This window comes from Pseudomonas sp. NPDC086251, assembly GCF_044746405.1.
Classification (GTDB): domain Bacteria; phylum Pseudomonadota; class Gammaproteobacteria; order Pseudomonadales; family Pseudomonadaceae; genus Aquipseudomonas.
On the sequence record NZ_JBIVBY010000030.1, the window covers coordinates 78,413 to 88,685 of the forward strand.

The following is a 10,273-nucleotide window of genomic DNA, read 5'->3' on the forward strand; positions in this document are numbered from 1 at the left end:
CGTCGACCACAATAGCGTTTTCACCGCTGCCGCCGAGTGCGAGGTTGTGCTTGCGCAGGGACTCGATGTCACTCATGAACCCAAAGGTACGGGCGCGGCTGACTTCTTTTACGAACGAAGTGCTGGAAAAATCCACGCTTGCACTTTGTGTGCGGTCACGGAAAACCGGGTGATCGAAATCGATCTCGAAGCTCACCTTGAAGCCTTCGAAAGGGACGAAAGTGGCGCGCTTGTCGCCGTCTTCCACTGTCACTTCGCGCAGGATCCGGATGAACTTCTTGGCTGCGTCCTGTTCTTCCAGGCCAGCCGATTGAATCAGGAATACGAAAGGTCCAGCGCTACCATCCATGATTGGAACTTCGGACGCGGAGAGCTCGACGTAGGCGTTATCGATGCCCAGGCCAGCCATGGCCGAGAGCAAGTGCTCCACCGTATCCACTTTGGTGTCACCACTGACCAACGTGGTCGACATCGTGGTTTCACCAACGTTTTCCGCGCGGGCAGGGATCTGCACCACAGGGTCGAGGTCGGCACGACAAAACACAATGCCGGTGTCGATAGGTGCGGGCTTGAGGGTCAGGTATACCTTCTCCCCGGAGTGCAGGCCTACACCTGTGGCACGGATAATATTTTTCAGTGTGCGTTGTTTAATCATGGCTTGGGCCGCTTCAGCGCAAATTGCGAACTGGTATCAACAAAGGCTGGCGATGATAGCAGACCAGACCTTTGCTGAACACCAATCAACTTCATAGCCCTGATACATTCCATCAATCAGCCTGACGACGCAGGAAAGCCGGGATGTCCAGGTAGTCCAGATCATCTTGCGGATTCATCTTCGCGGCAGTCGCAGCACCGGCCTGGGCCTGGTTGCGCATGACGGTCGGACGGTCCAGGTCACGGTAGTTTACCGCTGCCTGTTCCTGACGTGCAGGGGCTTGCTGTTGTGGCTGCGAAGCCATGGAGGTGTGCACGGTATTGTCGATAATCTTTACAGGTTTCTCGATTTTCGCGCCCAGACCGGTAGCAACCACGGTCACGTGCAGCTCGTCGCGCATGTCTGGATCGATAACGGTACCGACCTTGACCATCGCGTGTTCGGAAGCGAAGGCTTCGATGATGCTACCCACGTCGGAGTACTCACCCAGGGACAGGTCAGGACCGGCGGTGATGTTCACCAGGATGCCGCGTGCACCTTGCAGGTTCACGTCTTCCAGCAGCGGGTTGCGAATGGCCGCTTCGGTGGCCTCGCGTGCACGGTTCGGACCGCTGGCGCAGCCAGTGCCCATCATCGCCATGCCCATTTCGCTCATCACGGTGCGTACGTCGGCAAAGTCGACGTTGATCATGCCTGGACGCTTGATGATGTCGGAGATACCGCGAACGGCACCGGCCAGTACATCGTCAGCCTTGGCGAAAGCCGACAGCAGGCTGGCGTCCTTACCGAGGATGGTCAGCAGCTTCTCGTTGGGAATGGTGATCAACGAGTCGACGCTTTCGGACAGCAGACGAATACCTTCGTCGGCGATCTGCATGCGCTTGCGGCCTTCGAACGGGAACGGACGGGTCACCACCGCAACGGTGAGGATCCCCATTTCCTTGGCCACTTCAGCAATGATCGGCGCAGCACCGGTACCGGTACCGCCGCCCATGCCCGTGGTGATGAACACCATATTGGTGCCCTGCAGGACTTCGGCAATGCGCTCACGGTCTTCGAGAGCGGCCTGACGACCTACTTCAGGGTTGGCGCCAGCGCCGAGACCTTTGGTCACGCCGGTGCCCAGTTGCAGGATGGTCCGCGCGCCGATGCTCTTCAGCGCCTGGGCATCAGTGTTGGCGCAGATGAATTCAACGCCTTCAATGTTGCTCTTGACCATGTGGTTGACAGCGTTGCCGCCGCCTCCGCCAACACCGATAACTTTAATAACCGGGCTTGCGGGGATGTTGTCTACGAGTTCGAACATTTTCCCTCTCCTTACATTCTCTAGTTTTTTCGCCTACTGCTTTTTGCTGCGGTGCTGCGGTGCTGCGGTGCTGCGGTAATTCGTTAGAAGTTGCCTTGTACCCAGCTCTTGATGCGATCGATCAAGGCCGGTTTCGGCTCTTCATTGCTGTAGCTGTCGCGGCTGCTGATGCCCGAGAACGAAATCCCGTCGGACTGCTTTTGCAGGCCGTACATCAACAGGCCAACGCCGGTGGAATAAATCGGGTTGCGGACCACGTCATCCAGGCCCTTGACGCCATGGGGCACGCCCAGGCGGACCGGCATGTGGAAGATTTCCTCGGCCAGTTCGACCGCGCCTTCCATCTTCGACGTACCACCGGTCAGCACGATGCCGGCCGGGATCAGGTCTTCGTAGCCACTGCGGCGCAGTTCGGCCTGGATCAGCGTGAACAGCTCGTCGTAACGCGGCTCGACCACTTCGGCCAGGGCCTGGCGGGACAGCTCGCGCGGTGGACGGTCGCCAACGCTTGGGACCTTGATGGTTTCACCGGCACCGGCCAGTTTGGCCAGGGCGCAGGCGTAGCGAATCTTGATTTCTTCGGCGTACTGGGTCGGGGTGCGCAACGCCATGGCGATGTCGTTGGTGACCTGGTCGCCCGCAATCGGGATCACCGCGGTGTGACGGATCGCGCCTTCGGTGAAGATCGCGATGTCGGTGGTGCCGCCGCCGATGTCGACCAGGCACACGCCCAGCTCTTTCTCGTCGTCGGTCAGGACCGAATACGCGGAAGCCAGCTGCTCGAGAATGATGTCGTCGATTTCCAGGCCGCAGCGGCGCACGCATTTTTCAATGTTCTGTGCGGCGTTGACGGCGCAGGTGACCACGTGGACCTTGGCTTCCAGACGTACGCCGGACATGCCCAGTGGCTCACGAACGCCTTCCTGGTTATCGATCACGTAATCCTGCGGCAGTGTGTGCAGCACGCGCTGGTCAGCCGGGATCGCCACGGCCTGGGCCGCGTCAAGAACGCGCTCGAGGTCGGCCGAGCTGACTTCGCGATCACGAATCGCCACGATGCCGTGGGAGTTCAGGCTGCGGATGTGATTGCCGGCCACGCCGACAAACGCCGAGTGGATCCGGCAACCGGCCATCAGCTGCGCTTCTTCGATCGCGCGCTGGATCGACTGCACGGTGGACTCGATGTTCACCACCACGCCCTTCTTCAGGCCACGGGACGGATGGGTACCGATCCCGACGATTTCCAGCGTGCCGTCGTCCGAGACCTCGCCTACCAGCGCCACCACCTTGGAGGTGCCGATATCGAGACCGACGATCATTTTGCCGCTTTGCACGTTTGCCATGGGTCCTGCCTCTTCTTAATTCTTCGCGACAGCGGGTTGGGCTGTCGTGGGCGCTACAGGTTCCCGCCAGCCAACAGCGAGGCCGTTGGCGTAGCGCAGATCGATGCGCGCAATGTTCGTAATCTGTTCTTTAAGCGTCTTGTCGTAGATGGCAATAAAGCGGCGCATCTTTTCCACCAGGTTGCCGCGTCCCAGCAGCAGTTCGATTCCCGGGCCCGCGCTGCCGGCGCCGGTGGTCAGAAACCAGCTGCCTCGTTCACGCAATTCCAGGCGTGCAATCGAGAAGCCCAACGGCCTGAGCATCTGGCTCAGCACCTGGTATTGCTGCATCACTTGCTGTTGCGCCCGTTGTGGGCCGAACAGCTGTGGCAAGTGTTCGTAGTTCGCCAGCTCACGCGGGGTGAACGCCTGACCCTGGTTGTTCAACAGCGACTCATCGCCCCAACGGGCCACCGGCAGTTGTTCTTCCAGGCGGATCACCACTTGATCCGGCCACACCCTGCGCACTTCGGCGTGGGCAATCCATGGCATGGTTTCAAGCTCGGTGCGCATGCTTGCCAGATCGATGGTGAAGAAGCTCGACGCTACGTAAGGGGCGATCCGCTGCTGCACCGCTTGCTGGCTGATGTAACTCAAATCGCCCTGCACGTTGATCTTGGTGATCGGCCGGTCGGCGTACGGCAGCAAACGCTGTGCGCCTTCGTAAGTGCCGAACCCCAGTGCGACCAACAGCACCGGCCAGAACAGGCTTTTCAGAAAACCGAAATTGGCTTTCGGCAGGCGCGCAGACATCGGCTCTTTGGCCACCATTCGGCTGGCACCCCGCGGCACCGGCTTGCGGCCGGGCGGTGCGGAGGGCTGATGTCTCAGCTGTGCGCCTTGCATGGTCTTAACCTCGCGGCTCGTTATTGCCGGTGATGCTGGCAGCCAGAATCGACAGAACCAGTTGCTGGAAATCCAGGCCGGCAGCACGGGCCGCCATCGGCACCAGGCTGTGATCGGTCATGCCCGGTGCGGTGTTGACTTCCAGGAACCAGAACTGCCCGTCGGCGTCCTGCATCACGTCTGCCCTGCCCCAACCGGCGATACCCAGCGCCTCACAGGCTTTCGCCGTGAGGTCCATCAGTTCTTTTTCTTTGTGGCTGTCGAGGCCACACGGGATCCGGTATTGGGTATCGGAAGCCACGTACTTGGCGTCGTAGTCGTAGAAGCTGTGTGTCGTGCCCAGGGCAATCGGTGGCAACACCTGGTCACGCAGGGTGGCGATGGTGAACTCCGGACCTTGAATCCATTGCTCGACCAACACTTGCGAATCGTAGGTACTGGCCGCTTTCCACGCGTCGATCAACTCAGGAGCTGAGGACACTTTGGCCATCCCGATACTTGAACCTTCATGGGCCGGTTTGACGATCAAAGGGAAGCCCAGTTCCGTCGCCGCCGAAATACAATCGGCCTCGCTGCTCAGCACAGCATGACGTGGCGTCGGAATGCCGAGGCTGTGCCAGACCTGTTTGGTCCGCAGCTTGTCCATCGCCAGTGCCGAAGCAAGGATGCCGCTGCCGGTGTACGGAATGCCCAGGCATTCGAGCAGGCCCTGCATGCTGCCGTCTTCACCGCCACGACCGTGGAGGATGATGAAGGCGCGGTCGATCTTTTCGTTCAGCAGACGCTGCAGCAGGTCATCACCGACGTCGAGGCCGAACGCGTCCACACCGGCGCTTTGCAGCGCGTCGAGCACCGCGTTACCCGACTTCAGGGAGACCTCACGCTCGGCACTCTTGCCGCCGAACAGCACGGCGACGCGGCCGAAGTCTTTCGGCGCGATCGTGGAGACGAGGTTGGCGTAAGCAGCAGTCATTTCAACTTCCCCTCGACCGGCGCAGCCACGGCACCGGCGAACAACGGACTCTTCAACAGTTTGGGTGCGAGACCACCGATATCACCGGCGCCCTGGCACAACAGAATGTCGCCGGCACGCAGCAGCGGCTTGACGATCGGCGCGAGGTCGACACCGCGCTCGATGTAGATCGGGTCGAGCTGACCGCGCTGGCGGATGCTGTTGCACAACTTGCGGCTGTCGGCGCCCGGGATCGGCTCTTCACCGGCCGGGTAGACTTCCATCAGCAGCAGGACGTTGGCGTCGGCCAATACATTGACGAAATCGTCGTAGAGGTCGCGCGTGCGGCTGTAACGGTGCGGCTGGTAAACCATCACCAGTCGGCGCTCCGGCCAACCGCCGCGTACGGCTTTGATCACGGCCGCGACTTCGGTCGGGTGGTGACCGTAGTCGTCGACCAGCATCACGTTGCCACCGTCGACCGGCAGTTCGCCGTAGACCTGGAAGCGTCGGCCAACGCCCTGGAACCCGGACAGGCCCTGGACGATGGCTTCATCGCTGACGCCCTCGTCGGTGGCGATGCAGATGGTGGCCAGTGAGTTCAAGACGTTGTGGTTGCCCGGCATGTTCACCGAGACATCCAGTGGATCGCGATCAGGACGCAGCACGGTGAAAAAGGTCTGCATGCCTTGCTGACGTACATTGATCGCGCGCACGTCGCAGTCATCGCCGAAGCCATAAGTGACCGTCGGGCGCTTCACCAACGGGAGAATTTCACGGACCACCGGATCGTCCAGGCACACCACTGCCAAACCGTAGAACGGCAGGTTGTGGAGGAACTCGACGAAGGTTTTCTTCAGTTTGTTGAAGTCACCGTCGTAGGTCGCCATGTGGTCGGCGTCGATGTTGGTCACCACGGCCACCAGCGGCTGCAAGTGCAGGAAACTGGCGTCGCTTTCGTCGGCTTCGGCGATCAGGTAACGGCTGGTGCCAAGCTGGGCATTGGTGCCCGCGGCATTCAGTCGGCCACCAATGACGAACGTCGGGTCGAGGCCACCGGCGGCGAACACCGAAGCGATCAGGCTGGTGGTGGTGGTTTTGCCGTGGGTACCGGCGACGGCGATGCCGTGGCGGTAGCGCATCAGCTCGGCGAGCATCTCGGCGCGCGGCACCACTGGAATGCGGCGTTCCAGGGCAGTGGCGACTTCCGGGTTGGAGGTGTTCACGGCACTGGACGTTACCAGTACATCGGCATTCGCGGCGTTCTCGGCACGGTGGCCGATATAGATGTGCGCACCGAAAGTTTCCAGGCGCTCGGTCACCGGCGAAGCTTTCAGGTCGGAACCGGACACTTCATAGCCCAGGTTCAACAACACTTCGGCAATGCCGCACATGCCCACGCCGCCGATGCCGACGAAGTGGATGCGACGGATGCGGCGCATTTCCGGTTGCGGCATGGCTTTCTGATTCTCAACCATGGGCCACCTCCAGGCAGGTATCGACCACGTTACGGGTTGCATCGGGTTTGGCCAGGCGGCGTGCCGCGGTGGCCATGTCGTTGAGTCGTTGCGGTTGCATCAGGACCTCTGTCAGGCGTGCGGCAAGATCCGCTGCGCCAGTCGTTCTTTGTGGCATCAGGAAGGCAGCGCCTTCACGGGCCAAATAATCGGCGTTGCGGGTCTGGTGATCGTCGATCGCGTGGGGCAAAGGCACCAGCATCGAGGGCAGACCGGCAGCAGCCAGTTCACTGATGGTCAGCGCGCCTGCGCGACACACCACCAGGTCGGCCCAGCCATAGGCTTGGGCCATGTCTTTGATGAAAGGCTGCACTTGCGCCTCGACACCAGCCGCGCGATAGCGCTCTGCAGTCACTTCATCGTGTTTTTTGCCGGCCTGATGAAACACTTCCGGGCGCAGGTCGGGGGCGACTTGCGACAGGGCTTCAGGCAGCAACTTGTTCAACGGTTCTGCGCCCAGGCTTCCGCCCAGGATCAGCAAACGCGCCTTGCGACCAGCCAGGGCGGGTCGCGGTGAGTCGAGGAACAGCTCGGTGCGCACCGGGTTACCGGTGGTCCGGCGGCTGCCCGACAGGGTAAAGGTGTCGGGAAACGCTTCACACACTCGAGCGGCCAACGGCACCAGCAACCGATTGGCGGTACCGGCCACGGCGTTTTGTTCGTGAACGATCACCGGCACGCCGGCCAGTTTGGCTGCAACGCCGCCAGGACCGGTCACATAACCACCGAAGCCCACCACACAGACGGGCCGCAACTGACGAATGATCGCCCGCGCCTGCCAGACCGACTTGAGCAACATGAACGGCGCCTTGAGCAACGACAATTTGCCCTTTCCGCGCAGTCCGCTGGCGTTGATCCGGTGCAGTTCGATACCGGCCGCCGGGACCAGATCGTTCTCGATGCCACGCGGCGTGCCGAGCCAATGCACGGTGTAGCCGCGGGCCTGGAATTCGCGAGCGCAGGCCAGCGCCGGGAACACGTGCCCACCGGTGCCGCCCGCCATGATCAATACGTTAGCGCCCATGGGGTGGCTCCTCGGCGAAGTCACTCTCGTGGAACTCCATCTCTTCACTGCCCAGGTGGGTTCGACTCTCCCACTCGATGCGCAGCAACAAGCCGAGACAGGCACAGCAGATCACCAACGAACTACCGCCATAACTGAGGAACGGCAGGGTCAGACCTTTGGTGGGCAGCAAGCCGACGTTCACGCCGATGTTGATCAGGAACTGACCAATCCACAGGAACGACAAGCCATACGCGATGTAGGCGGCGAAGAATTGCTTGGCCTTCTCGGCCCAATAGCCGATGTACATGCCACGAATACAGACAAAGACGAACAACGCGACCGTGCACAAGGAACCCACGGCACCCAGCTCTTCGGCCAGGACCGAGAACACGAAGTCGGTGTGCGCTTCCGGCAGGTAGAACTGTTTCTGCACGCTGTTGCCCAGGCCAACGCCCAGCCATTCACCGCGGCCAAAAGCGATCAAGGCTTGCGACAACTGATAGCCGGCACCGAACTGGTCGGCCCACGGATCGGCAAAGTTGGTCAGGCGCGCCATTCGATACGGTTGCACTTGAATCAGCAACACCACCGCCGCGACGGCCAGGATCACCATCAAGGAGAAACGGAACAGCCCGACACCGCCCAGAAACAGCATCGCCGCCGCCGCGCCCATCATCACGACGGTGGCACCGAAGTCCGGTTCCATCAGCAACAGGCCCGCCATCGGCAGCAGCACGATGAACGGCTTGAAGAAGCCCATCCAGCTTTCACGCACTTCTTTCTGGCGACGCACCAGATAGCCGGCGAGGTAGATCACCACGAACACCTTGGCGATCTCGGAAGGCTGAACGTTGAAGAAACTGAAGCCGATCCAGCGCATCGAACCGTTCACTTCACGGCCGATCCCCGGGATGATCACCATCACCAGCAAACCGAAGGCACCGAGCAGCATCAGCCAGCCCAGGCGTTGCCAGGTGGCGATCGGAATCATCATCGTGACGATGCAGGCGCCCAGGCCCAGCACCACGTAGATCAAGTGGCGAATCATGTAATACAAAGGACTGCCCGACTGCACCGCCGCGACTTCGGTCGATGCCGAAGCAATCATGACCAGCCCAAGGCCGAGCAATGCCAGGCAGCCGACGAGCATCGGGAAATCGAGGTCGATACCGCGCCCGGTGATCAGCGGCGATGGATACGGCTTGATGATGTTTCTCAGGCTCATGTCAGTTCCTCCACCGCATGGACGAACTGGTGACCACGGTCTTCGTAATTTTTGAACATGTCGAAACTGGCGCACGCCGGCGACAGCAGCACCACGTCTCCCGGTTCGGCAGCGACGCGACATTGCTCCACGGCGTCGACCAGCGAAGCGACGCGGATCAACGGTACGGCGTCGCCGAGGGCCTCACCGATCTTGTCGGAATCGCGGCCCATGAGGATCACGGCGCGGCAGTTGACCGCCACCGGATCGCGCAGGTCCTTGAACTCGGCACCTTTGCCGTCGCCACCGGCGATCAGCACGATCTTGCCGTCGATGTCCGCGCCCAGGCCTTCGATGGCGGCCAGGGCGGCGCCGACGTTAGTGGCTTTGGAATCGTTGTAGTAGCCCACGCCATCCAGGTCGCGAACCCACTGGCAACGATGCTCGAGACCGGCAAAGTGGCGCAGGGCCGACAGCATGGCGTCGAACGGCAGGCCGACGGCGTGGCCCAGGGCCAATGCCGCGAGGGCGTTGGACTGGTTATGCGCGCCGCGAATTTTCAACTCGCGCACCGGCATCAGGTTCTGGAATTCGAAGGCCAGGTACTTCTCGCCGTCTTCTTCGCGGATACCGAATGCCTTGAAATCGGGTTTGCTCAAGCCGAAGGTCCAGCACGGCTGGCCCTCGCCCATCAGCGGACGGCTCAAGGCGTCCTGACGGTTGACCACAAACTGCTTGGCGCCACGGAAGATCCGGTGCTTGGCCAAGTGATAGGCCGGCAGACCGCTGTAGCGGTCCATGTGGTCTTCACTGACGTTGAGCACGGTCGCCACTTCGGCGTTGAGCTGGTCGGTGGTTTCGAGCTGGAAGCTCGACAGTTCCATCACGTACAGCTCGACGTCGTCGCTCAGCAGGTCCAGCGCCGGTGTACCGAGGTTGCCACCGACGGCGACACGCTTGCCGGCCGCCGCAGCCATCTCGCCAACCAGGGTGGTGACGGTGCTTTTTGCGTTGGAACCGCTGATGGCGACAATCGGCGCCTTCGCGTTACGCGCGAACAGCTCGATGTCGCCGGACAATTTCACGCCACGGGCGGCGGCAGCCTGCAGGGCCGGGGTCGCCAGCGCCAGGCCGGGGCTCACGTAGAGCTCGTCGGCACGGCACAGGAATTCGACGTCCAGCTCGCCACAACGCACTTCCACGTGCGGATAGTCACGCTTGAGCGTGGCCAGTTCCGGTGGATTTTCCCGCGTATCGGCGACAGCAAACGACACGCCCCGGTTCGCCAGGAAGCGAACCAGGGACATGCCGCTCTTGCCGAGGCCGACAACGATGCGTAATTGTTATGTTTAGATCAGAGTTATTATTTCTAGCTCATGTTCTGGTTGTCTTTTGCGTTATATTT

9 protein-coding genes are annotated in these 10,273 nt (G+C 61.2%); all 9 read right to left on the reverse strand.

From position 1 onward, the window contains the following. Positions 1-655, reverse strand: a 655-nt coding sequence (gene lpxC, locus ACIPL2_RS27615) for a UDP-3-O-acyl-N-acetylglucosamine deacetylase (protein WP_401361805.1), incomplete at its 3' end; no start/stop codon positions are given. A 112-nt stretch (positions 656-767) separates the two neighbouring features. Then, positions 768-1,961, reverse strand: a complete 1,194-nt coding sequence (gene ftsZ / locus ACIPL2_RS27620) for a cell division protein FtsZ (RefSeq protein ID WP_401361807.1) — start codon at positions 1,959-1,961, stop codon at positions 768-770. A gap of 83 nt (positions 1,962-2,044) precedes the next feature. After that, a complete protein-coding gene (gene ftsA / locus ACIPL2_RS27625) occupies positions 2,045-3,304 on the reverse strand; it encodes a cell division protein FtsA (RefSeq protein ID WP_253431696.1) in 1,260 nt (419 codons plus the stop codon). 15 nt (positions 3,305-3,319) lie between these two features. Next, a complete protein-coding gene (locus tag ACIPL2_RS27630) occupies positions 3,320-4,189 on the reverse strand; it encodes a cell division protein FtsQ/DivIB (protein ID WP_059406213.1) in 870 nt (289 codons plus the stop codon). 4 nt (positions 4,190-4,193) lie between these two features. Continuing rightward, positions 4,194-5,162, reverse strand: coding sequence for a D-alanine--D-alanine ligase (locus tag ACIPL2_RS27635; protein ID WP_401361812.1), 969 nt, complete (start codon positions 5,160-5,162; stop codon positions 4,194-4,196). After that, positions 5,159-6,619 carry a UDP-N-acetylmuramate--L-alanine ligase gene (gene murC / locus ACIPL2_RS27640; RefSeq protein ID WP_401361815.1) on the reverse strand — a complete coding sequence of 487 codons (1,461 nt, stop codon included), beginning with the start codon at positions 6,617-6,619 and terminating at the stop codon, positions 5,159-5,161. The genes ACIPL2_RS27635 and murC overlap by 4 nt, the downstream gene beginning before the upstream one ends. Beyond that, positions 6,612-7,682 carry an undecaprenyldiphospho-muramoylpentapeptide beta-N-acetylglucosaminyltransferase gene (murG, locus tag ACIPL2_RS27645; RefSeq protein ID WP_401361817.1) on the reverse strand — a complete coding sequence of 357 codons (1,071 nt, stop codon included), beginning with the start codon at positions 7,680-7,682 and terminating at the stop codon, positions 6,612-6,614. Before murG ends, murC begins: the two co-directional genes overlap by 8 nt. After that, entirely contained in the window at positions 7,672-8,889 is a 1,218-nt protein-coding gene (gene ftsW, locus ACIPL2_RS27650) for a putative lipid II flippase FtsW (RefSeq protein WP_401361820.1), read from the reverse strand. Before ftsW ends, murG begins: the two co-directional genes overlap by 11 nt. After that, positions 8,886-10,202 (reverse strand): UDP-N-acetylmuramoyl-L-alanine--D-glutamate ligase, encoded by a 1,317-nt coding sequence (murD, locus tag ACIPL2_RS27655; protein ID WP_401361822.1) that lies wholly within the window; start codon positions 10,200-10,202, stop codon positions 8,886-8,888. The genes ftsW and murD overlap by 4 nt, the downstream gene beginning before the upstream one ends. Positions 10,203-10,273: the final 71 nt, after the last annotated feature.

What these genes read in the sequence shown, in the direction of transcription:
- ftsZ (WP_401361807.1), bottom strand. Translation starts at nt 1,961, where the DNA reads ATGTTCGAACTCGTAGACAACATCCCCGCAAGCCCGGTTATTAAAGTT.
- ftsA (WP_253431696.1), bottom strand. Translation starts at nt 3,304, where the DNA reads ATGGCAAACGTGCAAAGCGGCAAAATGATCGTCGGTCTCGATATCGGC.
- ACIPL2_RS27630 (WP_059406213.1), bottom strand. Translation starts at nt 4,189, where the DNA reads ATGCAAGGCGCACAGCTGAGACATCAGCCCTCCGCACCGCCCGGCCGC.
- ACIPL2_RS27635 (WP_401361812.1), bottom strand. Translation starts at nt 5,162, where the DNA reads ATGACTGCTGCTTACGCCAACCTCGTCTCCACGATCGCGCCGAAAGAC.
- murC (WP_401361815.1), bottom strand. Translation starts at nt 6,619, where the DNA reads ATGGTTGAGAATCAGAAAGCCATGCCGCAACCGGAAATGCGCCGCATC.
- murG (WP_401361817.1), bottom strand. Translation starts at nt 7,682, where the DNA reads ATGGGCGCTAACGTATTGATCATGGCGGGCGGCACCGGTGGGCACGTG.
- ftsW (WP_401361820.1), bottom strand. Translation starts at nt 8,889, where the DNA reads ATGAGCCTGAGAAACATCATCAAGCCGTATCCATCGCCGCTGATCACC.